Origin of the sequence: Achromobacter ruhlandii, from assembly GCF_902859695.1 — a bacterium.
GTDB classification, from domain to species: Bacteria; Pseudomonadota; Gammaproteobacteria; order Burkholderiales; family Burkholderiaceae_B; genus Achromobacter; species Achromobacter ruhlandii.
Map to the genome: position 1 here is coordinate 1 of NZ_CADIJL010000027.1, position 25933 is coordinate 25933.

The following is a 25933-nucleotide window of genomic DNA, read 5'->3' on the forward strand; positions in this document are numbered from 1 at the left end:
GATGGCGGCCGCGCCGCCGCGGCGCATGCCCGCGCGCACGCCGGCCTGGCGCGCGGCGGGCGTGAGGGCGGCGACGCGTTCCTGGTCGAGGACCGCGTAGGCCTGCGCCTCAAGCGGCCAGTGCGGGCGCAGGGCGTCCAGCGGCAGGCAGCGCAGGCAGGCGGCGATCCAGAGGCGCATGGCGGGTGGGCGCCAGGACGCCGGGCTCCAGGCCCACGTACAGCGGGGCCTCGCAGACCGGTCCGCGGCGCTTGAGGATATGGACGGACAGCCCGCCCGGCGCGGGCGCGAGCGCCAGGCGCAACGGGGCGGGAGTGGCGTGCTGCGCCGCGCTGGCCGGGCGCAGGGCGACGAACAGCAGGTCGCTGGCCTGGGCCGCCAGGTGCAGCCGGCGCAGCGATTCGGGGCGCACGTGCGGCAGCCAGCAGAGCAGGGCGCCACAGCTGCCGTTTTTCAGGATCTGCTCGGCGGCCCAGAGGGCGTCCAGCGGTTTTTCGGGGGCGACCCAGAGCAGTTGGCGCGGGTCGAGCCGCCAGCTCATCCAGCTGGCGATGTGCGGCGCGTGCGGCGGCTGCACCAGGGCGATGGGGCGGCGCGTTTCCAGTTGCGCCAGGGCCGGGCGCAGCAGGCGGATTTCACCGATGCCGGGTTGCGGCGCCAGCAGCTCGATCAGCGAGCCCAGCGGCCAGCCGCCGTCCGGCAGCTCGGCCGACAGGGCGGCGTGGCCGGTGGGCAGGCTGCGGGCGGCGCCGCGCGCCAACTGGGTGGCGCGCCACAACGCGGGATGGATCTGTTCTGGCGACGGCATGGCGGGCGGACGACCCGGTTTTTCCTGGGTGAAGATTCGGTGGGCGGCGGCACGGCCGGGCGGAGAGGGCGCCTGGCCGAAATCGCTTGTTGCTGTATGAATATACAGTATTTTACCTGACCCGGAAGGCACCGGATGTATCCGCCAATTGCACCGTATTGGTGCGCGCCGCAAGGCCCGCTTGGAGGCACGATGCGCCGTCGCCACCCCCGCCCCGCCCCTGGAAGGGGCCGGTCATTAACCCGTGCAGGGCTTGGCACGCTTCCTGCTTCTGTCCCCATGTCACCGTCTCCTCACGCAACAACGACCAACAAAAGGAGTGCTGAACATGGCCCATCAACCGGAAAGAATCGTCGAACTGTCGCGCCGCGTCGAGCGCATTTCGAACGAGAAGATCGAGAGCATCGTCGATATCAACCAGCAGGCCAAATACCTGTCGCTGAACGCGCGCATCGAGGCCGCGCGCTCGGGCGAGGCGGGGCGCGGTTTCGCGGTGGTGGCCAACCAGGTGCAGTACGTGTCCGAGCAGATCACCGGCATCGCCGACGCGCTCAAGGAAGAGTTGGCCGGGTCCATCGCCGACCTGATCCGCATCGGCGAAAACACCTTGCACGAGATCCGCGGCTACGAGGGCCGCCGCCTGGGCGACCTGGCGCTGAACATGATCGAGACCATGGACCGCAACCTGTACGAGCGTTCCTGCGACGTGCGCTGGTGGGCGACGGATTCGTCGGTGGTGCGGGCCTTGCAGGAACCCGGCGCCGACAGCGCCCGCCACGCCAGCGGCCGGCTGGGCGTGATCCTGGACAGCTATACGGTCTACCTGGACCTGTGGGTGGCCGATGCGCAGGGGCGGGTGGTGGCCAACGGCCGTCCCGACCGCTATCCGCAGGCGCGCGGCGCCAACGTCAGCCAGGCCGAATGGTTCCGGCGCGGGATGGCCACGGCCGACGGCGGCGAGTACGTGGCCATGGACATCGACAGCGAGCGCCTGCTGGACGGCGCCCACGTCGCCACCTACGCCACCGCGATCCGGCGCGATGCCGACAAGCAGGGCGAACCGCTGGGCGTGCTGGGGGTGTTCTTCGACTGGAGCCAGCAGGCCGACAGCATCGTCAGGTCGGTGGGATTGTCGGAAGAGGAGTGGGCGCGCACCCGCTGCCTGCTGGTCGACAGCCGCCAGCGCGTCATCGCCGCCTCGGACGGCCCCGTGTCGCTGAAGGAGCGCTACGTGCTGCGCCACGACGAGCGGCCGCGCGGCTACTACGAAAACGCCGATCGCGGCCTGGTGGGGTTCTCGCTGACGCCGGGTTATGAAACCTACGCCGGCCTGGGCTGGTACGGCGTCATCGCGCAGCGTCCGCGCGACAGCTTCGAATAGGGGCGGCGCCGACGGGACGGCAGGAGGGGGGGCGGGGGCGCGGCTCAGGATGCGCCCCGGTCCGCGAGGCCCCTGCGGTCAGGCCCGCACGCTCCGGCCCGCGCGCTCGGGGGCGCGTGCTCGGGGCCGCGTGCTCAGGCCCGCCGCTCAGGTCCGCGCGGCCTGGCCGGCGGCTACCGGTTCGTCCTGCGGCACGCCCGCCGCGCGGTCGGCCTCGAAGCCGTAGAACTGCATGTCTTCGTAGCGGATCCAGCGCGACTTTTTCACCAGCCGGTGGCCGATCCAGAACGCCAGGAACAGCGGGATCGCCAGGTAGGTCGAGACCACCCCGATCCAGTCGATGCGCTCGTCCAGGAAGGCCTGGTAGTTCTGGCCCAGCGTGACCAGCAGGCACAGCACGAAGGCAAACAGCGGCCCGAACGGGAACAGCCCGGCCTTGTAGGGCAGGTTGGCGGTGTCGTAGCCGTGCTTGATATAGCCCTGGCGGAAGCGGTAGTGGCTGACGGCGATGCTGAGCCAGACGATGAACTCGGTCATGCCGGCGAAATTCAGCAGCCAGATGTAGACCGCCTTGGGGCTGTAGACCACGCTGAACATGCACAGGCAGGCCAGCGCGGTGGTGGCCAGCAGCGCGTACAGCGGCACGCCGTTGCCGGTCAGGCGCTTGAACACGGCCGGGGCCTGGCCCTCGACCGCCATGTTGAACAGCATCCGCGTGGCGGCGTACATGCCCGAATTGCCTGCCGACAGCACCGAGGTCAGGATCACCGCGTTCATCACGGTGGCCGCCGACAGCAGCCCGGCGTGCTGGAACACCAGCGTGAACGGGCTGACGGCGATGTCCTCGACTTCGTTGCGCAGCAGTTGCGGGTCGGTGTAGGGGATCAGCAGGCCGATGATCAGGATCGCCAGCACGTAGAACAGCAGGATGCGCCAGAACACGTGGTTGATGGCGCGCGGCACGTTGCGGCGCGGGTTCTCGGATTCGCCGGCGGCCACGCCGACCAGCTCGGTGCCCTGGAACGAATAGGCCACTACCATGGCCACCCCGACCCAGGTGGCGGCGTTGCCGACGAAGGGCGCGTCGCCCACGGTCCAGTTGCGCACGCCGACCGGCGCGTCGCTGTGGATGATGCCCACCAGCATCGCCAGGCCCAGCACGATGAAGCACAGCACCGCCACCACCTTGATGATGGCGAACCAGTACTCGGCCTCGCCAAAGCTGCGCGCCGAGAAGGCGTTCAGGCCGAAAGTCAGCGCCAGGAAGGCGACGCTCCAGATCCAGCCGGGGGTATCGGGGAACCAGTACGCCATCACCAGTTGGGCGGCCACCACGTCCACCGCCACCACCGTGGCCCAGCTGAGCCAGAAGTTCCAGCCCAGCGCGAAGCCGAAGCCGCCGTCCACGTAGCGCGAGGCGTAGGTGCAGAACGAGCCCGAGACGGGCATGAAGGTGGCCAGTTCGCCCAGGCTGGTCATGATGAAATAGACCATCAGGCCGATCAGCAGGTAGACCGTGAGCGCGCCGCCCGGGCCGGCCTGGGCGATGGCCGCGCCCGAGGCGATGAACAGGCCGGTGCCGATGGCGCCGCCCAGGGCGATCATGGTCAGGTGGCGCGCCTTGAGCACGCGATGCAACTGGTTCTTGCCGGCCGGCGGGGTTCCCGAGTCTGTCGTCGGTGTTTTCATGGAATGCACAGGTTGATGCAAAGCCCCGCGCCGACCGCGAACGCCCCTGAGCGCCTTGTGGACACCGGGGGCAGGAGCCGGCCCGGGGGGGCGCTTTGCCTAGGATTGCGTATGACGGGCATTTTACAATGGGGCCATCCAGTGCCTGTCCGGAGCCGTAGCATGGCCACTTCTTCCCCCGCGTCCCCCCACGAAATCGAATTCCTGCCCGAGCCCGGCACCGAGGTGCGGCAGTTGTTCATCCTGCTGCATGGCGTCGGCGGCACGCCCGCCAACCTGGTGCCGCTGGCCGAGGCGGTGCGCGCCGCCTTTCCCGCGTCGGCGGTGCTGATTCCCGAGGGCTTCGAGCCCTTCGACGGCGGCGGCGCGGGCCGTCAATGGTTCTCGGTGCGCGGCGTGTCCGAGGACAACCGGCCCGAGCGCGTGGCCCACGCCCTGCCGCCGCTGGAGGCCTACGTGAAGGCGGCCCAGGCCCGCTTCGGCCTGTTGCAGTCCGACACCGCGCTGGCCGGCTTCTCGCAGGGCGCCATCATGGCGCTGGAACTGGTGCAGGCGCACGACGGCATGGCCGGCCGCGTGATCGCCTTTTCGGGCCGCTACGCGCAACTGCCCAAGGCCGCGCCGCAGTACACCACGCTGCACCTGCTGCATGGCGCCGACGACCCGGTCATGCCGGTGGCCTTGATCCAGGCCGCGCAGGCGCGGCTGGACGAGCTGCATGGCGATTCCACCATCGACGTGGCCACGCACGTCGGCCACGAACTGCATCCGGCGCTGATCCAGCGCGCCATCGTGCGGCTGCAGACCTGCGTGCCGCTGCGCAGCTGGGAAGCGGCGCTGGGCCTGAACCAGTCGCCGCCCGACGGCACCACGCTGCATTGAAGGCGCGCGACGCCGGTATTTGCGGATACCATGTCGGCCTGATCAATTCCGCCGCTGAATCCCATCGGCCGAGCCTGCCCGGATGAGCCCCGCCAAATCCCCCGCCGCCGCGCGCGACGCCGATCCGGTCGGCGGCGCGCAGAGCATCTTCCGCGTGCTGCGCATCCTCAAGTACGTGGGCGCCGCGCCCGCGCGCGGGGTCGGCCTGACCGACGTGGCGCGCGACCTGGGCCTGACGCCGCCCACCGCGCACCGCATGCTGTCGGCCCTGCTGCAAGAGGGCTTTCTGGCGCTCAATCCCAAGCTCAAGACCTACAGCCTGGGCCGCGAGTCGTACATCCTGGGGCTGGCGGCCGAAAGCCGCCACGGCATCAAGGCGATCGCCGAATCGGCGGTGCTGCGGCTGGCGCAATCGACCGGCGACACCAGCTTCCTGTCGGTGCGTTCGGGCCACGAGGCGGTCTGCGTCGACCGCAAGACGGGCGATTTCCCCATCAAGATCCTGACGCTGGAGGTCGGCCACCGCCGGCCGCTGGGCGTGGGGGCGGGCAGCCTGGCGCTGCTGGCGTTCCTGCCGAACGACGACATCGAGCGGGTGCTGGCGCGCTACGACGCCTCGGCCGCGCCCGACCTGCCGTCCACCGCCATGCTGCGCGAGGACATCGCCGCGGCCCGCAAGAATGGCTATGCGCTTAACCCGGGGCGCATCATCCCGGACATGCTGGGAGTGGGCGTGCCGGTGTATGACCGCGAGCAGCACGTGGTGGCCGCGCTCAGCGTGGCCGCGATCCGCTCGCGGCTGTCTGGGGCGCGGTTGCAGGAAGTGGTCGCGGCGCTGCAACGCGCCGCCACGGAACTGGGCGCCGAGCTGGCGCCGCGTCCGGCCTGACACGCGGCGCGATCGCGCGCGTCCTGGATCCGGGCTATCCGACAGGCATCGGACCGATCGGGAGCTGGCCGGCGGGCGGCGCGTCCTGGGTCCGCGCCGGCGCCGGCCGGCCTGCTACGCCGGCTATCGCCCCGCGCAGGACTTGCCGCCGTCCACCGGCAGGCACACGCCGGTGATGTACTTCGCTTCATCGCTGGCCAGGAACAGCGCCGCGTGCGCCACGTCCCAGGCGTCGCCCATGCGGCCCATCGGGCTGGCGGCGTGGCGGCGCCGACGCATTTCCTCCACGTCCTCGAACTGGCCCGCGATCTGGGTGTAGATCAGCGGCGTGTCCATCACGCCCGGCAGCACCGCGTTGACGCGGATGTTGTCGGGCGCGTAGCGCACCGCCAGGGCGCGGGTCAGGTGGTTCAAGCCGGCCTTGGCGGCGTAGTACGAGGTGTACGGGTAGGTGTTGACCTGGATCGAGGCCAGCGACGAGATGTTGACGATGCTGCCGCCGCCCTGGGCCAGCATCACCGGCAGCACGTGCTTGCAGGTCAGGAACACGCCGGTCAGGTTGGTGTCCATGACGCGGTGCCAGCTCTCCTCGCTGGCCTCGATCGGGTCGCCCATCTCGGTGATGCCGACGTTGTTGTGCAGCACGTCAATGCGGCCGGCCTCGGCCTGCATGGCCCGCACCGCCGCCAGGATCTGCGCGCTGTCGGTCACGTCGGCCGCCAGCGCGGTGCAGCGGCCGCCTTCCTCGGCGATGATGCGGCGGGTTTCCTCGGCCGAATCGGCGCGCAGGTCGACCGCGAACACGTGGGCGCCTTCGCGGGCATAGAGCGCGGCGGCGGCGCGGCCGTTGCTCCAGCCCGGGCCGGACGAACCCGCGCCGAACACCAGCGCGGTCTTGCCTTGCATGCGCTGGCCCATGTCAGTCCACCGAGATGTGCGCGAACTCGGCCACCTTCTTCCACTTGGCCACGTCTTCCTTGATCATCGCGGCGAAGGCTTCCGGCTTGTCGGCCACCACGTAGGCGCCCACGCCAGCGTACTTGGCCTGCACCTCGGGGTCGGCCAGCGCGCGGCGCGAGGCCTCGCCCAGCTTGGCCAGGATCGGCGCGGGCAGCCCGGCCGGGGCCAGCAGGCCGTTCCACATCTCGGCGTCATACGTTGGCAGGCCGACCTCGGCGAAGGTGGGCACGTCGGGCAGTTGCGGCAGGCGCTTGCGCGCGGCCACCACGATGGCGCGCAGGCTGCCGGACTGGATGTGCGCCATCGACGAGGCCGCCGTGTCCCACAGGATCGGCACCTGACCGGCGATGACGTCATTGAGCGCCGGGCCGGTGCCGCGATACGGCACGTGCATCATGTCCAGCCCCGACAGCGACTTGTAGTACTCCATCGCCATGTGGGTGGCGCCGCCGTTGCCCGACGAGGCATACGAATACTTGCCCGGCGCGCCCTTGATCAGCGCCACGAAGGACGCGTAGTCCTTGGCCGGGAAGTCCTTGTTGACCACGATCACGCCCGGCACGCGGATGATCTGCGTGACCGGGGTGAAGTCCTTGACCGCGTCGTACGGCAGGTTCTTGTAGACCGCCGAGTTGGTGCCGTTGGTGCTGGAGGTGCCCAGCAGCAGCGTGTAGCCGTCGGCCGGCGCGCTGGCCACGGCGCGCGAGCCGACCGTGCCGCCGGCGCCGCCCCGGTTCTCGACCACCACGGGCTGGCCGATCTGCTTGCCCAGCGCCTCGGCGAAGATGCGGCCGACCACGTCCGAGGTGCCGCCGGGCGGGAAGGGCACGATCAGGCGGATGGGGCGGTCGGGATAGTTGCTCTGGGCGCCGGCGGACGGCGCCAGCACGGTGGCCAGGGCGGCGGCCGCCACGGTCAGCCAGGTACGGATATTCATGGGTTGTCTCCTCGCTTGGGATGTCTGTGTTGTTATCCAGGCTCAGGCGATGCGATCGCCCGGCTTGATCTTGGCGGCGCGGCTGTCCACGCCGGGCAGCATGTGCGCGGGGTCGCGCGTCACCACCACGTCCAGCACGGTGGGGCGGTCCTTGCAGGCGTAGGCGGCGGCCAGCGCGGCGGGAATCTCGGCCGGGTCCTCCACCCGGATGCCGTTGCAGCCCAGCGCCCGCGCCACGTTGGCGTAGTTGGTCTCGGCCAGGTCGGACGACTGGTAGCTGCCGCTGCCGTACATCAGGTGCTGCAAGGCCTTGATATAGCCCGAGGCGGCATTGTTGACCACCACCAGGGTGAAGGCCAGGCCCATGCGCACGGCGGTTTCCAGTTCGCCCAGCGACATGTTGCAGCCGCCGTCGCCGGTCAGGCTCACCACCTGCCGTCCGGGCGCGGCGGCGGCCGCGCCGATGGCGCCGGGGATGCCGTAGCCGATCGACGCGAAGCCCCGGTCCGGCACGAAGCCGCGCCCGGCGCGCTTGGTGTCGAACAGCAGGCCGCCCCAGTGCGCGGCAAAGCCGCCGTCGGCCACCAGCACGCCGTCGGCGGGCAGGCTGGCGTTGATCTCGTGCATCAGGCGCGCCATGCCGATGGGCCGGTCGGCCGAGGTCAGCTTGGCGCGCACCGATTCGCGCCAGGTGTGCATCGCCTGGCCGACTTCGGCGGCGTAGCCTTGCCGGCGGGCGCCGCCGTTATCGGGCTGGGCGGCCAGGGCCTGGTCCAGTTCGGCCAGCGTGGCGCGGGCGTCGCCCCACAGCCGCAGCGCCGGCGTGGTGGTGCGGTCGAATTCCTCGGCCACGATGTCCAGGTGGATGATGGGCGCGCCGGTGGCCAGCAGGTCATAGCGGCGCGTGGCCACTTCGCCCAGCTTGCAGCCCACCACGAACAGGCAGTCGGACTTGGCGATCAGGTCGTTGGCGATGCGGCTGTAGCGGCCGAACAGGCCCGCGTTCAGCGGATCGTCGCAGGCGATGGCGCCCTTGCCGCTCATGGTGTGGGCCACCGGGATGTTGTAGCGCCGCGCGAAATCCTGCACCGCCTCGGCGGCGTCGCTGATGTGCACGCCGCCGCCGCACAGCATCAGCGGGCGGTCGGCGCCGGCCAGCATGGCGGCGGCCTGCGCCAGCGCGTCGGCATCCGGGCGGCAGCGCAGCGCGGGCGCGCGGCGGTAGGTCTCGCTGGCGTGGAAGGCGGCGGCGTCGAAGGCGTGGACTTCATGCGCGATGTCCTCGGGCACGTCCAGCACCACCGGGCCGGGCCGGCCGCTGGTGGCGACCGCGAAGGCGCGCCGCACCAGTTCGGGAATGCGCTCGATCTTCTCGACCCGCAGCACGTCCTTGACCACGGGGCGCAGCACTTCCAGCTGGCGTGCCTCCTGCGTCATGTTCTTCCACGAATGCATGCGGTGCGAGTCGCCCACCAGCGCCACCATGGCGGTGCCGGCGTTGTAGGCCTCGGCCAGGCCGGTGACCAGGTTGGTGGCGCCGGGGCCGAGCGTGGCGTCGCACACGGCGGGGCGGCCGCTGACCTTGGTGTAGGCGTCGGCGGCGAACACCGCGCAGCGTTCGTCGTTGATCAGGTTGTGGTTCAGCTTCAGGCGCCGCACCGCGTCGTAGAACGGCAGCAGCTGGAAGCCGCCCATGCCGAACATCAGGCCGACGTCATGCGCCGCGAACATGCGGGCGATGGCTTCGCCGCCGGTGATTTCAAGGGTTTCCGACATGCGGGGAATGCTCCAGGTGGGTTGCGCGCCCGGCCAGCAGGGCGTCGATAAAGGATTTCAGGGGGGCGCCGATGCGGCAGCCGAGTTCGCGGGCGCGGGCGTTGGCGCACGACACCACGCCGTCCTCGTAGCAGGAGCGCGCGTCGCCGATGCGGGCGCTGTGGGCCGACACGGTCAGCGCCGCGATGCCGCGCTGCTGCAGCAGGGGCAGGCGGCCGATGCCGGCGCTGTCCTTGCCGATGCCGGCGTCGTTGAAGGTCACCAGCCAGGGGCGGGGGCGCACGCCGTCGGTGGCCAGGCCCGCCAGCCGTTCGCCGTGCGAGGCGGTGACGGCGATCAGGCCGTCGTCGGCCGGCTCCAGCAGCGAGACCGAGTCGGCGCCGATCACGCGCGGCGTGCCGTCGGCAGCCGTGGCCAGGACGGTGCGGGCCTCGTGGCGCGGCGCCGGCCAGGTCGGCGCCATGTCGGCATCGGCCAGCCGCCGCGCGGCCTGCGCCACGGCCATGCCGGGCCGGCAGCCGAGCGCATGGGCCAGGCCGTTGACGTGGCTGATGATGCCGTGGCGCGCCATGTCGGCGCCGTCGCCGATGCGGCAGCTGCGGTAGTCGGCGGTGGCGGCGGCCACGCCCCACTGCTGCAGTTCGTCCAGCCCGGCGATGCCGGCCTGTTGCCAGCCGACGCCGGCGTCGTTCAGCACCACCGCGCGCACGCGGCCGCGGGCGGCGCAATAGGCGGCGTAGCTGCCACCATGGGAGCCGGCGATCACCACGCGGCCGGCGTCTTCGGCGCGCAGCTTGGTGATGCTGTCCATGACGCGGGCGGGTTCGGGGCTGTTTTGTTCTTCCATATTATGGATGTTTGTCTTGATTCCCGATGGCGCGACGGGAGGCGGCCGGGAACTCGATCTGTCTCTGCTTAAATTGGAATTATGGTGTGAGGCTGATTCTAAGAGGCCATGGGCGGCGCCAACAATCATGTATCCATATTGTGGAAACTATTTGAAAATGAGGGGGTGGCATCCATCGGGGAGGCAGGCGGGCCGACGCGGGGCAACGGTGCGTGGCATGGCCGCGGCTCGCGGGCGCGGCGCGATCCATGCGAAGGAGGGAGGGGGAAGGGCGCGAAGCCCGGGGAGGCGGGCGCGTTGGCCCGTTCGGGGAGGACGGCGCCAAGCGCCGGAGGGAAACAACAGGCGGGCGGCAGCCTGGCCGCCCGGGTATCGCCTGCCGCGTCTACTTTTCCCAGCCGCCGCCCAGCGCCAGGAACACGGCGATCTGGTCGTTGCTGAGTTCGGCCTGGCCGGCGGCCAGCGCGCTTTCATTGCTGGCCAGCGTGCGTTCGGCGTCGAGCACCGTCAGGTAGTCGGTCTTGCCGTACTGGAACAACTGGCGCGCCTGCGACGCGGCCTGCGCCGCCTGGTCGCGCGCCGCTTGCAGCGCCGCCTGGCGATCGAGCTGGCGCGCGTACACCACCAGCGCGCTCTCGGTTTCGCGCAGCGCATTCAGCACCGAGGCGTCAAAGCGCGCCACGGCGGCCTTGGTGTTGGCCTCGGCCTCGGCGATGCGCGCCTGCACCGCGCCCGTGTTCGGCAGCGTCCACGAGATCAGCGGACCGACGCTCCAGCTGAAGGTGCCGCGATCGCCGAACATGGCGGCCGGCCCGCCCGAGGCGCCGGACAGGCCCAGCGTGATCTTCGGGTACAGGTCGGCGGTGGCCACGCCGATGCGCGCGGTGGCGGCGGCCAGCGCGCGTTCGGCCTGTCGGATGTCGGGACGGCGGCGCAGCAGCGCGGCGCCATCGCCCACCGGAATCGTCTGGCTCAGTTGCGGCGCGGCGGCGCATTGCAGCAGCGTGGTCGGAATCTCGGCCGGGGTCTGGCCGGTCAGCGCCGCCAGCCGGTACAGCGCGGTGCGTTGCTGCGCCTGAAACGGCGGCAGGCCGGCGCGCAATTGTTCCAACTGGCTGCGCGCGCGGGTCACGTCCAGCGCGGTGCCGCGGCCGGCGCGTTGCAGGCGGCTGACGGCGTCCAGCGATTCCTGCTGCACTTTCACCGAATGCTCGGCCGAGGCCAGTTGCATGCCGGCCGAACACAGGTTGGCGTAGGCGCGGGCGGTTTCGGCCGCCACGGTGACGCGGGTGGCGTCATAGGCGGCCTGGGCCGCCTGCGCATCGGCGCCGGCCGCTTCCACGGCGCGCCGGATCTGGCCGAACAGGTCCACCTGGTACGACATGCTGGCGCCGGCCGAGTACGACCAGCGGTTGGGCGGATCGATGCCGGGCGCCAGTTCCTGGATGCCGGAGACGTGGCCGAAGGTGGGCGAGGCGTTCACGCCCAGGCTGGGCTGCTGCTGCGCCTCGGTCTCGCGCACGGCGGCCTGGGCGCGTTCGAGGTTGGCGCTGGCCACGCGCAGGTCGGTGTTGGCGGCCAGGGCCTTTTCCACCAGGCCGTCCAGCACCGGATCGTTGTACAGCCGCCACCAGTGGCCGGGCACCTGGTCGCGCTGGAACACGCCTTCCCGCGCCTCGGCGAATGGCGCCTGCGCGCCTGGCCGGGCGGCGGCCGCGTCGGCGGGCACCTGGTAGTCAGGGCCCACGGCGGCGCAGCCGGCCAGCGCGGCGGACAGCATCAGCGGCAGGAGGAATCTGGTGTTCATGGCGGTTACGGCTTGGCGTTGTCTAAGTGGTTGACGGGTGGGTGAAAACGCACGCTCAAGAGGGTTGGCGCGCGTCGGTCCGCGTCTGCGCGGGCGCGGCGGCGGCGCCGACCGCCACGGTGGCGGTCTGGCCGGCCACCAGGCGCACGCCGGCGGGGACTTCGTCGATCTTCACGCGCACCGGGATGCGTTGCGCCAGGCGCACCCAGTTGAAGGTCGGGTTGACGTTGGGCAGCAGGTTGGCGCCGGTGCTGCGGTCGCGGTCGGCAATGCCCAGCGCGATGCTCTCGACGTGGCCGCGGATCTGGCGGTTGTCGCCCATCAGCGTGACGGTGACGGGGTCGCCTTCGTGGATGCCGGGCAGCTTGGTTTCCTCGAAATAGCCTTCGACGTAGAACGAGCTGGCGTCGACCAGCGCCATCACGCCGCGCCCGGCGCTGGCGTACGAGCCGGCGCGCAGGTCGAGGTTGGTGACGCGGCCGTCGGTCACGGCCAGCACGCGGCTGCGCTCCAGGTTCAGGCGCGCGGTGTTCAACTGCACCTCGGCCTGGGCCAGCGCGGCCTCGGTCTGCTGCAGCTTGGTCTGGCTCTGTTCCAGCGCCTCGGCGGCCACCAACTGGCCCAGCGAGCGGTTGCGCTTGGCGTCGCGCAGCGCCTGTTCGCGCGCCACCTGTTGCGAACGCACGGACGCTTCGGCCTGGTCGTAGGCCAGCTGGAAGCGCGCGCGGTCGATCTCGAACAGCACGTCGCCGGCCTTGACGTCCTGGTTGTCGTGCACCGGCACGGCGGTCACCAGGCCGGACACGTCCGGCGCCACCTGCACCACGTAGGCCTTGACGCGGCCATCGCGGGTCCAGGGCTCGACTTCATAGTGCACCCACAGCTGCCAGCCGGCGTAGACGGCGGCCGCGACCACGGCGGCGGTCACCGCGAATTTGCCGATGGCGGCGGGGCGCAGGGCATTGGGGAGTTTCATACCTATCTCTGCAGAAAATAAGGGGAAATCAGGGAGACGCCATACAGCAGCACGATGAACAGCGCCAGGTCGAACAGCGCCGGGTGCCACACCAGGCGATACAGCCCGGCGCGCGCCAGCACGCGGCGCACGGCCCAGGCCACGCCCAGGGTGACCACGCCCAGCACCAGCAGCCAGGGGAAGTAGATACCGTAGAGATTGAATTCGCCGATCATGGTGTTTCCAGCGTGGGATGGGCGGGTTGGTAATCGGCCGCGTCGGGGAAGAAGGCGCGGCGCAGGCCCACCAGGGCCACCACGGCGCGGTCGCGCGCGGCGACGGTGCCGGGCGTGGCGCTGACGCTGGCCAGGGCCCGATCGATCTGCGCCAGCATTTCCGGCGCCTTGTCGCCGCCGCGCCAGGCCGAGCGTTGGCGGAAGAAGCGCGCCAGGCTGTCGAGCACCGGCGCGATGGTGGCGTCGGCCATGGGCAGGTGGCGGCGGGCGCGTTGCAGTTCGGTAATGTCGCGGCCCACGCGCAGGTCCTTGAGCGCGTCGGCGGCGACCAGGTCGTCGGGCCGCTTGGCCATGGCCAGGCGTGGCTGCAGCAGGCCGATGCGGTCGAGCATGCGGGCGGCATAGGTGTGGCGGGCCGGGGCGCGCGGCGAGCTGGCCAGCGTGGCCAGTTCGTTCCAGTTGGCGGCCTGGATGCGGCGCGCGCTCCAGTCGGCGCTGACGGTGCGGAAGATGGCGGCGATGATGGCGGCGGTGGCCACGCCCATGCACTGCGCCACCTGCGTGTCGATGAACGACACCAGGTCGGCGGTGTGGGTGTCCTGCAGCGCCATGGTGCCCAGGAAGCCGAACAGCACCGCCATGGCCTTGCCGGTGGAGGCCGGCCGCGCGATGAAGATGCCCAGCACGAAGGCGGTGGGCAGCATCGCCAGCGCCAGCATCTCGAACGAATGGATGGCCGGCATGATGCCCAGTAGGTACAGCGCCGACAGCGGGATCGAATACACCGTGTAGGTCAGGAACTGCATGATGCCCGGCACCGGGTTGTCCTGCGAGGCGAAGAAGCAGCTGAAGATGGCGGCCATCAGGGCGGCGGTGGCGCCGTTGCTCCAGGCCGTGCCGATCCAGAACAGGCAGACGACCGAGATGGCGACGCCGGCGGCGGCCGCCGACAGCAGCGCCATGCCGCGGTCGCGGTGCAGGGCGCGGCTGGGCGCGGTGCGGACGGGGGCGCGCGTGCCGCGCAGCGGCGCCCCGGCCAGGCCGGCGCGGATCTCGCGGCGCAGCGCCAGGCATTCGTCGTAGGTGTCGATCAGCTCGCGCAGCCGCGTCATCAGGCTGGCCAGCAGCGCGTCGCGCCAGCCGGAATGGCTGTCGATGGCGGGCGTCAGGCGCGAGACGGCGGCGCGCAACTGCACGGCCGTTTCGTGGGTGGCCTTGGCGCCGGCGTTGATCCATTCGGAGATGTCGGCCAGCACTTGCGAGACCGGCTCCGGCAGCGTCTGGCCATTGGCCTGCAGGGCGCGCATGCGGTCTTCGACCGCGGACACGGCGGGCGTGAGCGCGGCGATCTGGTCCTGCATGGCGCGCACCGCGCCGGCGGTCCAGCGCAGGTTGCCGGTGTCGAACGGCACGTGGGTCGAGAGCAGGCGCAACTGGGTGATGTCGTTGGCCAGCTCGCGGCGGTCGCGGTCCTTTTGTTCAGTGGTCTTGCCGCTCAGGGTGTCGTGGATCCAGAGCTTGGCGTCGCGCACCGCCTTGTCCAGCTGCAAGGTCAGGGCGGGCGCCAGGCCGCGCGGCAGGACGATGCTGTGGACCAGCGTGGCGCAGACGATGCCCAGGCTGATTTCCTCGACCCGCGCCAGCGCGGTGTCGAACACCTGCGACGGATCGGTGACGCTGGGAAAGCCGATCATGGCGGCGGTGTAGCCGGCCAGCATGAAGAGATACGAGCGCGGCGTGCGGTCCAGCACCGACAGGTACAGGCAGAAGCCGACCCAGGCCACCATGGCGGCGGTCATGACGACGGGCGAATTGGACAGGCGCGGCACCATGTAGACGGTCATGGCCGAGCCGCAGAAGGTGCCGACCAGACGGTACAGCGCCTTCGAGCGCACCGCGCCCGACCAGGGCTGGGCCACGATGTAGGCGGTGGTCATGGCCCAGAACGGGCGCGGCAGGCCGATGCTGTACGAAAGATAGAGCGCCATGATGGCGCTCAGGTAGCTCTTGAGGGAGAAGATCGTCTCGCGGACGTTGGGCAGTTTCATGGCCGCGGGTCCTCCTGGGCCCCGGCGGCGCTGCGGCCCAGCGCGGCCTTGAGTGCGTCGAACACCCGCAGGCAGGCTTGCAGGTCGGCTTCGCTGACGCCGTCGAACAGGCGCCGGCGCAGTTCCACCAGCACGTCCTCGACCTGCTTGCGCAGGGCGTGGCCGGCGTCGGTCAGGTGCAGGGTCTTGGCGCGGCGGTCATGCGGGTCTTCGCGGCGTTCCATCAGGCCGGCGGCGACCAGTTGGTCAAGCACGCGCACCAGCGACGGGCCCTCGACCCCCAGCGCCTCGGCCAGCGCGCCCTGGCGCACGCCGTCGCCCAGCCGGCCGGCCAGGATCACGGGCCAGGCGGTGGCTTGCGACAGGCCGTAGTCGGCCAGGGCCTTGTCGGCGGCGCCGCGGTAGGCGCGCGACAGCACCATCAGGTTGGCAGTGGTGGCCATGAGTTGGGAGTCGGTGGGGGTGTCCATGGAAATCGATTGTATCCTATCTATTAGCTTACTATTAATTGAAAATGGCGAAGATCTCCATTGATTTTTTCAATCGGGAAAATCAGGGGCGGGTTTTCCGTGGATGGAAAGGCGGGGCGGCGAGGGGCGGCGTTGATGCGGCGGGGCGCGTCGTGCTGGGTGCCGGGCCCGCCGGGAGCCGGGCGTCATCTGGCGTCGGCATCGCCCATGTCTGCCGGGAAAACCGGCGAGCGGCATGCGTGGTCGCGCCAGGCGGCAAGCGCCTGCTGTCGCGCCGGCTCGCGGGGCGGCCAGGCTGGCCGCCCTGGGCGATCAACCGTTGCAGTCGGCCCAGCAATTGGGCGTTTCGTACAGGCGCACGCGGGTCAGGCGCAGGTCGGCGCCGTAGTGGCCGTGGTAGTGCGGCGCGAGGATCTCGAAGATGATGGCGGCCAGGTTTTCAGCGGTGGGGATGCGGTCCAGCACCACGGTCTTGTGGTCGGGCATCGAGTCGAGGAAGCCGCGCACGGCGGTGTCGCCTTCATACACCAGGAAGGCGTGGTCCCAGACGTCGACGATATGCGTCTTGGCGATGCGCTTGATGTCGGCGAAGTCCATCAGCATGCCGTTGTCGGATTCGCCCGGGGCCTGGACGACGTCGCCGGTCAGGGTGATTTCGAGCACGTAGCGATGGCCGTGCAGGTTGCGGCACTGGCTGCGGTGGTCGGGAATGCGGTGGCCGGCGTCGAATTCAAGCCTGCGGGTCACGGAAATCATGGAATGCCTATGTATTTATGGGTCTGCAGGCTCAGGCGCCATTGCGGGTGCTGCATGCAGTACTGGACGGCCTGTTCGGTGTTGGCCAGGCGGGCGGGGCCGTCCATGGGTTGCAGGAAGAAGTGGTCGAAGTCCAGGTGTTCGAAGCGCGGGGGCAGGGCGTTGGCCTGGGGGTAGACCAGCTTGAGTTCGTTGCCGCGTTCGATGACGACGGGGGCGGTGCCTTTGGGGCTGACGCAGATCCAGTCGATGCCGGGGGGCGGCTGGACGGTGCCGTTGGTTTCGATGGCGACGGTGAAGCCGCGGGCGTGGACGACGGCCAGCAGGGCTTCGTCCAGTTGCAGCAGGGGTTCGCCGCCGGTGAAGACGATGTAGCGGTTGGCGGTGTCGGGGCCCCAGGCGGCTTCGATGGCGTCGGCGAGCAGCTCGGGGGTGGCGAATTTGCCGCCGCCGTCGCCGTCGGTGCCGATGAAGTCGGTGTCGCAGAAGGTGCAGGCGGCGCTGGCGCGGTCGCTTTCGCGGCCGCTCCAGAGATTACAGCCCGCGAACCGGCAGAAGACCGCCGCGCGGCCTGCGTGGGCGCCTTCGCCTTGCAGGGTTTTGAAGATTTCTTTGGCGGTGTAGGTCATGGGGGAGTGGCGCTGGGCGGCGCGCCAGGGAGGGGCAAAAGGGCGTTATTTTAGTCGGTCTTGGTTGCGGGGGGCTGGGATGTCCTTGATGTCGTGGGCTTTTTCTCGTTTGTTGGGGCGGTTGCGTGACGTTGCCGGGGGCTTCGTAGGTCGCCCTGGGCGCGGGCGGGTCGGGAGGCGGGCGCCCACGATTGCGGTCCGGAGCGTTCGCTCCGGACTGCCCCTGCGTCATCCTCGTTGCCGCCTGACGGCGGCTGCCTACGGATTCCCTCGGGCGCATCGAGGTTGCCCGCCTCCCGACCCGCCCGCGCCCAGGGCTGCGAATGTCTGGGGGCGTGGCGCTGCGGGGCTTCAGGGTTCTGGAGAGTCTTGCCGGGCCCGCCTGGAGTGGCCGCGCGGGCGGCCGCTCCAGGCATACGCGGTGTGGGGTGTTGGGCGGGGTTCGCTGGCGCGCAGGCGTGGCGGATGCGCGAGGGGGGGGGCGGATCTGGGTGGGACGGTGGTTGGGGGGCTGTTGCCGGATGTGCTTGCGCCACGAGGGGGGGGCGTGAGGGATTTTCACGCCATCCGGTGGCGGGAGCGGAGGGTTTATCGCCTGGCGAAGGCTTATATACTCTCGCGCTATGTTTCATGTTCAAGATTCTCTCTATATCGACGAGCGCGAGATTGAGTTCTCGATGATCCGGGCGCAGGGCGCGGGCGGGCAGAACGTCAACAAGGTGTCGAGCGCGGTGCATCTGCGGTTCGATGTGCGGGCGTCGTCGTTGCCGGCGGATATCAAGGATGCGTTGTGCGCGATGAGCGACCATCGCATTTCCAAGGAGGGGGTGATCGTCATCAAGTCGCAGTCGTTCCGCAGCCAGGACAAGAACCGGGCGGAGGCGATCGAGCGGCTGGTGAACATGGTGCGGGCGGCGGCGAAGGTGGAGAAGCCGCGGCGGGCGACGAAACCGACGCGGGCGTCGCAGCGGCGGCGGGTGCAGCGCAAGGTGCTGCATGGCGAGGTGAAGCGGTTGCGCGGGCGGGTGCAGGGGGAGTGAGGGGCCCTCGGATTCCGAAGAAGGCCCCTCGACCGACAGGGGTATAACGATATATCGGGATGTCTCGATATAAGATTCGATAAATTGCGATATTTCAATATGACGACCACTGCTGCCCCCGCCACCGAGGCCACCACGGAGATCGATGTCGACGCCATTCTCAAGGCGTTGGCCAATCCCGTGCGCCGCGAGATTTTGGGGTGGTTGAAGACGCCGCAGGCGCACTTCGAGGAGCGTCCGGGGCATACCTTCGAACACGGGGTGTGCGCGGGCCATATCGATGGGCGCTGCGGGCTGTCGCAGTCCACCGTGTCTTCGCACCTTGCGGTGCTGCAGCGCGCGGGGCTGATTTCGGCCACCAAGGTGGGGCAGTGGGTGTTCTTCCGTCGCAATGAATCCGTGATTGCCGCGTTCCTGCGGCAATTGAATCAAGACATGTAGCCTGCCGCCGCTACCCACGCCCGCCCGCCGGGCACGAGGATTGTTATGAGCCTGCTGTTCGAACCCTTGCAAGTGGGGGAACTGACCCTGCCCAACCGCATCATCATGGCCCCGTTGACGCGCCAGCGCGCCAGCGAGGGCCGGGTGCCGAACGACCTGATGGTCGAGTACTACGTCCAGCGCGCGTCCGCTGGCCTGATCCTGACCGAGGCCACCTCGGTGACGCCGCAGGGCGTGGGATATGCCGATACGCCGGGGCTGTGGTCGCAGGAGCAGGTCAAGGGCTGGCGCAAGGTGACGTCGGCGGTGCACGAGGCCGGCGGCCGCATCTTCGCGCAGCTGTGGCACGTGGGCCGCATTTCGGACCCGGTGTTCCTCAATGGCGAACTGCCGGTGGCGCCGAGCGCGATCGCGGCCGGCGGCCATGTCAGCCATGTGCGTCCCAAGCGCGGTTATGTGGTGCCGCGCGCGCTCGAGACCGATGAGATCCCGGGCATCGTCGAGGCCTATCGCCGCGGCGCGCAACTGGCGCAGGAGGCCGGTTTCGACGGCGTCGAAGTCCACGGCGCCAATGGCTATCTGCTGGACCAGTTCCTGCAGGACAGCACCAACCATCGCACCGACGGCTATGGCGGTTCGCTCGAAGCACGCGCGCGCCTGATGCTGGAAGTAGTGGATGCGTGCGTCAGCGTGTGGGGGGGCGGCCGCGTCGGCCTGCACCTGTCGCCGCGTGGCGATGCCCACTCGATGGGGGATTCGGACCCGGCCACGACCTTCAACTACGTGGCGCGGGCGGCGCGCCGCCGTGGCCTGGCGTTCCTGTGCGCGCGCGAACATGAGGGCGCCGACAGCCTGGGGCCGCAGCTCAAGGAATCGTTCGGCGGCGTGTACATCGCCAACGAAGGCTTCACGCGCGAATCGGCCGAGGCGGCGATTGCCGCGGGCCGCGCCGACGCGGTGGCGTTCGGCGTGCAATTCATCGCCAATCCCGACCTGGTGCGCCGCTTTGCGCTGAACGCGCCGTTGAACGCGCCGGATTCGTCGACCTTCTACGCCTCGGGCGCGGCGGGCTACACCGACTATCCGGCCCTGGCGACGGCCTGAAGCGCCGCGCCGTTGGCGGCCACGACGGGTCGGCAGCGGCTTGGGCGTTTCAATGCAGCGCGGCGCGCATCGGGTAGGTGAACAGACCGTAGTGCGCCGCGTTCAGCCCCAGGTGGGCCAGCACCGCGGCCGCCAGACCGCCGTGGCGGTAGGCCAGGCCGTACCCAACGCCGGCGATGCCGGCCAGCAGCATCCATTGCCAGCCGCCGGCATAGTGCGCCAGCCCGAACAGCAGCGCGGCGACCAGCAGCGCGGCCGTGGCGCCCCAGGGGCGGCCGCGGCAGGCGCGCGTCAGCCGTTCCTGCACGTAGCCGCGGAACAGGGCTTCCTCGGCCAGCGTCACCAGCAGCGCGTTGTTGATCAGCCATAGCCAGCCCGAGTCGGGCCACTTCGGCGCCCATCCCACCACCCCCAGCGCCAGGGCCAGCCCCAGGCAGGCCGCGATCGCGCCGGCGCACGCGGCCAGCGCCGCCGTGAGCGTGGCGCGCGCGCTGGCGCCGGCCATGGCGGGCGCGGCGACCAGCACCACCCAGAACGCCACCAGCGGCTTGTCCAGGTTCAGGTACATGGCGAAGGGCACGGCATCGGGCGTCAGCGCGGCGCGCGGGATGACCAGCGGGTTGTGGTAGCCGGGCAGCCAGTGCAGGAACAGCAGCACCGCCAGGATCAGGAACAGCGCATGGCCAGCGGCGCGAGCGGGCGCCGCCATGGTCGGCCGCGCCAGCACGGCGGCCAGCGCCAGCAACGCGGGCCAGGCCAGCGCCACGGGCTCGATGCCGCCCTGCGTCCAGGCCCAGGCATAGGCGAGCGCCAGTGGCGGCAGGGCCCAGCGGCGGGTGGCAGGTAGCCACAGCAGGACGGCGGCCAGGAACATCAGGGAGCCGGGAGAGGCGAGAGGCATGGTTCTTCCTGCGAGACAACGGGCGGCGCGTCACCGGCATCGCGTTCGCGGGAGGCGCCAAAGCCGCAAGTGTAAGCGCCGGAGGGTGAGGCCGCGTTTGCGGTTGGCCGATAGGCATTTGCCGTTTGCGCCGACCGCTTTTCATTTCCGCGCTTTCGGGCGACCATGCCGCAGCGGCGCGTCCCGCCCGGTGGCGGGAAGAGGCTCGTTCCGCGCAAGGAGCAGCAATGAAATTGATCGCATGGTTGATGTTGGCGGCGGCGATCCTGCCGTTCGTTTGCACGATCGTCGCCAAGGCGGGCGGCAGGAAGTTCGACAACAATGATCCGCGCGCCTGGCTGGCGCGGCAGGAAGGCTGGCGCGCGCGCGCCAACGCGGCGCAGGCCAACACGTTCGAAGCGCTGCCGTTCTTCTACGCGGCGGTGTTGTTCGCGCTGTACAACCAGGCGGCGCCCGCGCACGTGGCCACGTTGATGGCCTGCTGGCTGGGCGTGCGCCTGGGCTACCTGGCGATGTACCTGGCGGGCTGGGGCGCGCTGCGCTCGCTGGTCTGGACGATCAGCGTGGGCTTTGTCATCGCCATCCTGTTTTCGGGCGTCTAGCGCGCCCACGCGGTCCCGGCCTGGCACCGGGCGCCCCGCGCGCCTGGCCAGGCGGCATGGCCATCAGGGATTCACTTCCATTCGAACACGGCGCGCGCCGTGCCGCTGTTCTGCACGTTGACTTCGCGTTCCTGCGCCTTGCCGTTGAAGGTGGCCGAGACCTTGTAGCTGCCGGCGGGCAGCTTGACCAGCATGTAGGGGCCCTGGGACTCGGCCTGCAGCACCTGCTTGCCATGGCCGTCCTTGATGACGACGGCGACGTTGGCCACGTAGTCGGCCTTGCCGTCGCGCTGCGCGGCGAAGGTCAGCGAGAGCGGGTAGTCCTTGGCGGCGGCCTTCATGGCTTCGGATTCGTCCAGGCCGATGCCGCCGCTGACGTATTCCACGCTGCCCTGGTGCTGCACCGCGGGCAGCGCCGCCTGCGCGGCGGTCAGGAAGCCGGCCAGGGCCATGGTGCCCACGGCCATCGCGGCGGCCAGGGTGCAACGTTCGATGCGCTTGTTCATGCAATTCTCCTTGAAGGGATGATCACGCAGGAAATTCGACCGGCATATGCGCGCCGAGTTCGCCGGCGCTGTCCGTTTTACCGGGGCGTGGACGATCCAAGCGTATCGCTCGCGCCGGGATCGCGCCAGGCGAACGCCAGGACGCTCTCGCCGTTGGCGGCGCCGTCGGGCGCAAAGCGCTTTTCGACCAGTTGGCCGGTGCCGTCGTCGCGCAGTGTCAGCACGGTGGAACTGCGGGTGCCATAGTTCGGACTGACGATGAAGGGGCTGCTCAATAGTTTTTCGCGATCCGGCGGCAGGCCCGTGGCGGGCAGGTCGGCGTCGTCGGCCGGGCTGCGGTCGGCCAGCGCCTCGAACAATGCCGGCAGGTCGGGCTGGGGAGCCTGCGCCAGCACCCGCTCGAAGGCGGCCTTGGTGCGCGCCAGCTTGGGCCAGGGGGTATCCAGCAGGTGGTTCGACAGGGCATAGACGCCGGCCGCCAGCGGCCGCGGCGCGCCGTCGCGGTTGCTGGCGTACCAGGCGCCCTGCGCGTCCCCGACGATCAGGTTGAAGCCGTTGTAGGCCTGGCCGGCGGCATGGGCGGCGGCGATGTAGTCGGCGGCCGGCGCGCGGCCGCGCAGGAAGTCCTCGACCAGGGCGCCGCGCGAGGGGGCGTCGGCGACCACGCGGCCGGGCTCGCGGAAATTGGTGACCAGCGCATAGCGCCCGCCAGTGGTGGCGCCCATCCAGGTGCCGCCGGCCAGCGCGTCGCGGCCGCCGTACACGTGGGCGGCGTCGGCCCACTGCGCCGCCGGCAGCGTCGGCCGGGCGTGGAATTCATCGCGATTGGCGGCGATCAGGACGGGAATGCCCGGCACGGTATGCAGGGCGAGGACGGCGAGACACATGGTTCAGTCCGGTTGGGTGGTCGGGGAAGGCGGGCGAACACGGCCCGGTTCGGCCGCGAAGCCGGGGCCGGCCAGGGTCGCGCGCAGGGCTTCGATGGCGCTGGCGGCTTCGCGCAGCGCGGGCGTGTCGGTCGTCACGGGCGCGGCGGGGACCGCCATGCCTTGAATCACGGCCCGCGCCATGGCCTGCAGTGTCTCGGCCAGCCGCGCCACCGCCGCCGGGTCGGGCGGCGGCTGGCCCGCGGGCAGCGACCAGGCGCTGTCGGAGACCGCGTTGGCCACGCGTTCCAGAACCACTTCGACCGGCCACCAGGCCAGCGCGCGGCGGCTGACCAGCCGGGGTTCCGACAGGCCGCGCTGCAAGGCGATGCGCAGGTCGGACAGGCGCGCATAGGCCTGGGTGCGCAGGTCGTGGCGGGCCGCCGAATCGGCCTGGAATACGGTGTTCAGGTAGGCGGCCAGGGTGTCCATGGCGGTGGCCACGGCCTGGTCCAGGTTGTGGCGCTCGATCCGCATCCAGGGCAGGTAGCCCACCGCCAGCACGATGGCGGCGGCCACCGCGACGTCCTCCAGCCGCGCCAGCGCGATCGGCCAACTGCCCGGCTGCAGCGCGCCGATCAGCAGCATCAGGATGGGCAGCAGGATCGCCGAGAACAGGCCGTAGTTGCGGCGGATCGACCACGGCAGCAAGGCCGCCAGGGCGGTCACGGTGAGCAGGCTGACCACGCCGCTGCGGTCCAGCGCCAGCACCGTGGCGCTGATCGCCACGCCCACCACGCTGCCGGCGCAGCTTTGCAGCGCGCGGGCGAAGACCGAGCCGAAATTGGGCTTGAACACCACCACCACGATCAGCGGCACCCAGTAGGAGCGCGGCAGGGCCAGGGTGCGCGCCACCGCCTCGGCGACCACCAGGCACAGGCCCAGCCGCGTCAGGTAGCGCAGCGTGGTCGGGCCGGGCCGGTAGGTGCGCGCCAGCACCCGCCAGGGCGTGCGCGGACGCGCCGGCGGCAGGGCCGGGAAAGCGTCGGGCCGCGCCGGGCCGCTGCCTTCCAGCAACGGCCGCGCCTGCTCCAGCGCGTCGGCCAGCGCCGTGGCGCCGGCCTGGCGCACGGCCGCGATGTCGTCGCCGGGCGCCAGCGGCGTGGCGTTCTCGACGTGGTCGGCCAGCCGGTTCATGGCCCGCGCGCACTCGGGCGGCAGCACCCGGCCGGCCCGCGCCAGCGCCAGCGCCGCGTCCGACAGCGGCGTGCAGGCCTGCAATTGCGCGGCCAGCCGGGCCAGCCGCGGCGAGGGGCCGGCGGCGCGGCGCCGGGCCGCCAGCACCGTGTCGTAGGCGCCGGCCATGGCGGCTTCCATGTCGCGCCGCGCCGTCATGATGCGCGAGGTGCCGATGGCGGCGAACATGGCCGCCAGCTTGCGATAGGCCAGCGCCACCGCCGCCCGTTCGGGCGCGATCGGGTTCACTACCCAGCCCAGCAGGGTCAGCGCCAGGCCGAACAGGCCGCCCGCGCCCACCAGCGCCGGCGGCAGCCAGGGGGGCAGCGGCGACGTCAGGCTGGCGCCGACGATCACGTAGGTGGCGAATTGCAGCGTGGCGACGGCGGCGATGTTGTTGAAGGTGCCGACCAGGCTGGCTGCCAGCACCAGCAGCGTCATGCCGGCGGCGGTGAGCAGGCCGTGGCCGGACAGCAGCGTGCCCAGGAAGTAACCCAGCGCGCCGCCGAACACCGTGCTGCCGATGGATAGCGCGCGGTTGCGGTAGGGGCCGCCGTTATCGCCGGTGATCGCGGGCAGGGCGCCGAGCGCCACCAGCGCGGCGGCCGCGCTCTGGTCCAGCGCCAGCCCGGCGGCGGTCGGCAGGCCGATGGCCAGCGCGGCGCGCAGCGCGACCCAGCGACTGACCGGCGACGGTTCCATGTGCGCCAGGCTCATGAGCCAGCGCATGTTGGAGGCGCGCGCGCGGCGGTTTTCGCGGGAGGCGGCTGAGTGCGGCACGGCGGTCCCGGGCCGGTTAACCCTGGCCCTTGATCAGCGGCGCTTCCTGCGGCGCGGCCAGGCGGAAATAATCGGCGGTGGCCATCAGGATGGAAGCGTCGAGCCGGCCGGCGTTGAACACGATTTCATCGTGCCGCTGGCGCAGGGTGGGATCCACCAGCAGGTGCAGGTCGGGGTTGAAGCTGAAGGGCGGGATCGCGCCGATCTCGCAGCCGGTCAGCTCGCGCGCCAGGTCCTGCGAGGCCAGCGAGGCCTTCTTGCCGCCCGCCGCGCGGGCGATGGCTTCCAGGTCGGCCTGCTGGTCGGCGGGGAACACGGCCAGCACGTTCCGGCGCTGGTTGGATGAGATCTTGACGCGGCAGACCAGCGCCTTGGCACCCTGGCTGACGGCGGTGCCGCGCACGGCGGCGACTTCCACCGAGCGCCCGGCGGCGGGGTGGGAGATGAGGCGGTAGCGGGCCTGATGCTCGGTCAGCAGGGCCTGCAGGCGGTCGTAGACTTCCATGGCGGGAAATGGTGGGTTGGCAAGGCCAGCGCCGGGAATCCGGCGGGCCATGCCCGCATGATACGCCGCCCGCCTCAAATGTCGCCGGTGAAGGCGTAGCCCCAGCCCCAGACGGTGCGGATCGGCAGTTCCATATTGGTTTCGTGGGCCTTGCGGCGCAGCCGGCTGACGACCACGTCGGTGCGTCGCACCGAATCGCGGCCGGCCTGCGGATCGCTGGCCGGCAGGTCGCCACGCGGCATCCGCTTGTCGGGGCTGGTGGTCAGCTTCAGCAGGAAGTCGCGTTCGGCCTGGGTCAGCGCCAGGCGGGTGCCGCGCGGACTGACCAGGGTCCAGGCGGCATCCTGGAACTGCCACTTACCGGTGGCCTCGGCTGGCGTGGTGGCGCCGGCGCGCGCATCGGCATCGGCCGGCCGCCGCCCGCTGATCGGCACGCGGCGCACCAGCGCCTGCAGCGCGGCGGCGATCTCGGCGGTGGCCACGTCGGTCGGGAAGCAGGCATCGGCGCCGCAGTGCAGGCCGAGGATGCGGTTTTCGGGCGAATCGAAGGTAGACACGGCGACGATGCCGGCGGTGGTGTCCATGGCGCGCAGGCCGGCGACGGCCATGCACAGGTCGGTCAGTTCGGCCTCCATCACCAGCAGCGGCGTGCGCCGCGCCTGGAACAGCCGGAACAGCCCGTTGGAGTCCTCGCAACCGCGGGGCGAGAAGCCCATGCCCGCCAGGGCATCGCTGCGGTGCGCGCGTTGGCGGGAGTCGGGCGAGAAGACGATCAGGTCTAGTAGGTCATTCATGAATCGTTGTCGGGATCAGTGCAGCTTCAGCGCATGCATGATGCATCGGATACAACGGATTCCTAAACGCCGCACAACGCCACTTTCT

The 25933-nt window shown here is 70.6% G+C and carries 26 protein-coding genes and 1 pseudogene; 7 read left to right on the top strand and 20 right to left on the bottom strand.

Translation table 11 applies throughout. The features are described 5' to 3' along the window. Positions 1-180, bottom strand: a pseudogene (locus tag HV742_RS32140) (DNA polymerase Y family protein); the annotation flags it as partial. Next, positions 110-808 (bottom strand): translesion DNA synthesis-associated protein ImuA, encoded by a 699-nt coding sequence (imuA, locus tag HV742_RS24460; protein WP_049073385.1) that lies wholly within the window; start codon positions 806-808, stop codon positions 110-112. The pseudogene HV742_RS32140 and the gene imuA, both read right to left, overlap by 71 nt. A gap of 319 nt (positions 809-1127) precedes the next feature. Between imuA and HV742_RS24465 the strand changes: the two genes are divergently transcribed. Further along, on the top strand, positions 1128-2189 hold the full coding sequence (locus tag HV742_RS24465) for a methyl-accepting chemotaxis protein (protein ID WP_332849336.1): 1062 nt from the start codon (positions 1128-1130) through the stop codon (positions 2187-2189). A gap of 147 nt (positions 2190-2336) precedes the next feature. Here the strand turns inward: HV742_RS24465 and HV742_RS24470 are convergent, their stop codons facing one another. Further along, the gene (locus tag HV742_RS24470; RefSeq protein WP_054447476.1) at positions 2337-3878 is read right to left on the bottom strand and encodes an amino acid permease; all 1542 of its coding nucleotides are present in this window, start codon (positions 3876-3878) and stop codon (positions 2337-2339) included. A gap of 162 nt (positions 3879-4040) precedes the next feature. Here HV742_RS24470 and ypfH point away from each other — a divergent pair, with 162 nt between their 5' ends. Further along, positions 4041-4760 (top strand): esterase, encoded by a 720-nt coding sequence (ypfH, locus tag HV742_RS24475; protein ID WP_049073388.1) that lies wholly within the window; start codon positions 4041-4043, stop codon positions 4758-4760. Between the two features lie 82 nt (positions 4761-4842). Continuing rightward, positions 4843-5649 (top strand): IclR family transcriptional regulator, encoded by an 807-nt coding sequence (locus HV742_RS24480; protein WP_063587757.1) that lies wholly within the window; start codon positions 4843-4845, stop codon positions 5647-5649. 123 nt (positions 5650-5772) lie between these two features. Here HV742_RS24480 and HV742_RS24485 read toward each other — a convergent pair whose 3' ends face one another. The 11 genes from HV742_RS24485 to queE form a co-directional block, all read right to left on the bottom strand. After that, positions 5773-6567 (bottom strand): SDR family NAD(P)-dependent oxidoreductase, encoded by a 795-nt coding sequence (locus tag HV742_RS24485; RefSeq protein WP_049073389.1) that lies wholly within the window; start codon positions 6565-6567, stop codon positions 5773-5775. A 1-nt stretch (position 6568) separates the two neighbouring features. Then, on the bottom strand, positions 6569-7546 hold the full coding sequence (locus HV742_RS24490) for a Bug family tripartite tricarboxylate transporter substrate binding protein (RefSeq protein WP_175146601.1): 978 nt from the start codon (positions 7544-7546) through the stop codon (positions 6569-6571). A 42-nt stretch (positions 7547-7588) separates the two neighbouring features. Beyond that, positions 7589-9322: a thiamine pyrophosphate-binding protein gene (locus tag HV742_RS24495; protein WP_175146602.1), complete on the bottom strand. Its 1734-nt coding sequence runs from the start codon at positions 9320-9322 to the stop codon at positions 7589-7591. Beyond that, entirely contained in the window at positions 9306-10169 is an 864-nt protein-coding gene (locus HV742_RS24500; RefSeq protein WP_175146603.1) for a hypothetical protein, read from the bottom strand. The genes HV742_RS24495 and HV742_RS24500 overlap by 17 nt, the downstream gene beginning before the upstream one ends. 385 nt (positions 10170-10554) lie before the next feature. Further along, positions 10555-11976, bottom strand: a complete 1422-nt coding sequence (locus tag HV742_RS24505) for an efflux transporter outer membrane subunit (protein ID WP_049073392.1) — start codon at positions 11974-11976, stop codon at positions 10555-10557. A 55-nt stretch (positions 11977-12031) separates the two neighbouring features. Then, positions 12032-12952: an efflux RND transporter periplasmic adaptor subunit gene (locus HV742_RS24510; protein WP_049073393.1), complete on the bottom strand. Its 921-nt coding sequence runs from the start codon at positions 12950-12952 to the stop codon at positions 12032-12034. A gap of 2 nt (positions 12953-12954) precedes the next feature. Next, on the bottom strand, positions 12955-13167 hold the full coding sequence (locus HV742_RS24515) for a DUF1656 domain-containing protein (RefSeq protein WP_020927916.1): 213 nt from the start codon (positions 13165-13167) through the stop codon (positions 12955-12957). Then, positions 13164-15215, bottom strand: coding sequence for an FUSC family protein (locus tag HV742_RS24520; RefSeq protein WP_068953647.1), 2052 nt, complete (start codon positions 15213-15215; stop codon positions 13164-13166). The genes HV742_RS24515 and HV742_RS24520 overlap by 4 nt, the downstream gene beginning before the upstream one ends. Beyond that, entirely contained in the window at positions 15212-15685 is a 474-nt protein-coding gene (locus HV742_RS24525; protein ID WP_006387237.1) for a MarR family winged helix-turn-helix transcriptional regulator, read from the bottom strand. The genes HV742_RS24520 and HV742_RS24525 overlap by 4 nt, the downstream gene beginning before the upstream one ends. Positions 15686-15997: 312 nt before the next feature. Then, positions 15998-16441: a 6-carboxytetrahydropterin synthase QueD gene (gene queD, locus HV742_RS24530; protein ID WP_049073395.1), complete on the bottom strand. Its 444-nt coding sequence runs from the start codon at positions 16439-16441 to the stop codon at positions 15998-16000. After that, positions 16438-17070: a 7-carboxy-7-deazaguanine synthase gene (queE, locus tag HV742_RS24535; RefSeq protein ID WP_049073396.1), complete on the bottom strand. Its 633-nt coding sequence runs from the start codon at positions 17068-17070 to the stop codon at positions 16438-16440. Before queE ends, queD begins: the two co-directional genes overlap by 4 nt. 623 nt (positions 17071-17693) lie before the next feature. Here queE and arfB point away from each other — a divergent pair. The 3 genes from arfB (at position 17694) to HV742_RS24550 (ending at position 19655) form a co-directional block, all read left to right on the top strand. Next, complete coding sequence (gene arfB / locus HV742_RS24540; protein WP_049073397.1) at positions 17694-18110, top strand: alternative ribosome rescue aminoacyl-tRNA hydrolase ArfB; 417 nt, start codon at positions 17694-17696, stop codon at positions 18108-18110. Positions 18111-18209: 99 nt separating this feature from the next. Next, the gene (locus tag HV742_RS24545; protein WP_175146604.1) at positions 18210-18551 is read left to right on the top strand and encodes an ArsR/SmtB family transcription factor; all 342 of its coding nucleotides are present in this window, start codon (positions 18210-18212) and stop codon (positions 18549-18551) included. A gap of 45 nt (positions 18552-18596) precedes the next feature. Beyond that, entirely contained in the window at positions 18597-19655 is a 1059-nt protein-coding gene (locus tag HV742_RS24550) for an alkene reductase (RefSeq protein ID WP_049073399.1), read from the top strand. Between the two features lie 49 nt (positions 19656-19704). Here the strand turns inward: HV742_RS24550 and HV742_RS24555 are convergent, their stop codons facing one another. After that, positions 19705-20556 (bottom strand): CPBP family intramembrane glutamic endopeptidase, encoded by an 852-nt coding sequence (locus HV742_RS24555; protein ID WP_175146605.1) that lies wholly within the window; start codon positions 20554-20556, stop codon positions 19705-19707. A 227-nt stretch (positions 20557-20783) separates the two neighbouring features. Here HV742_RS24555 and HV742_RS24560 point away from each other — a divergent pair, with 227 nt between their 5' ends. After that, on the top strand, positions 20784-21158 hold the full coding sequence (locus HV742_RS24560) for an MAPEG family protein (RefSeq protein ID WP_049073401.1): 375 nt from the start codon (positions 20784-20786) through the stop codon (positions 21156-21158). Between the two features lie 71 nt (positions 21159-21229). On the opposite strand, the gene HV742_RS24565 is transcribed toward HV742_RS24560, so the two are convergent. The 5 genes from HV742_RS24565 to HV742_RS24585 all read right to left on the bottom strand — a co-directional run bounded on the left by HV742_RS24565 (position 21230) and on the right by HV742_RS24585 (position 25845). Further along, a complete protein-coding gene (locus tag HV742_RS24565) occupies positions 21230-21664 on the bottom strand; it encodes a peptidase associated/transthyretin-like domain-containing protein (protein WP_049073402.1) in 435 nt (144 codons plus the stop codon). A 77-nt stretch (positions 21665-21741) separates the two neighbouring features. Continuing rightward, positions 21742-22551 carry an NRDE family protein gene (locus tag HV742_RS24570; protein WP_175146606.1) on the bottom strand — a complete coding sequence of 270 codons (810 nt, stop codon included), beginning with the start codon at positions 22549-22551 and terminating at the stop codon, positions 21742-21744. A 3-nt stretch (positions 22552-22554) separates the two neighbouring features. After that, positions 22555-24483 carry an FUSC family protein gene (locus HV742_RS24575; protein ID WP_254601241.1) on the bottom strand — a complete coding sequence of 643 codons (1929 nt, stop codon included), beginning with the start codon at positions 24481-24483 and terminating at the stop codon, positions 22555-22557. A gap of 79 nt (positions 24484-24562) precedes the next feature. Next, positions 24563-25051: a YbaK/prolyl-tRNA synthetase associated domain-containing protein gene (locus HV742_RS24580; RefSeq protein WP_049073405.1), complete on the bottom strand. Its 489-nt coding sequence runs from the start codon at positions 25049-25051 to the stop codon at positions 24563-24565. Between the two features lie 74 nt (positions 25052-25125). Next, on the bottom strand, positions 25126-25845 hold the full coding sequence (locus HV742_RS24585) for a response regulator transcription factor (protein ID WP_059270821.1): 720 nt from the start codon (positions 25843-25845) through the stop codon (positions 25126-25128). Between the last annotated feature and the right edge of the window lie 88 nt (positions 25846-25933).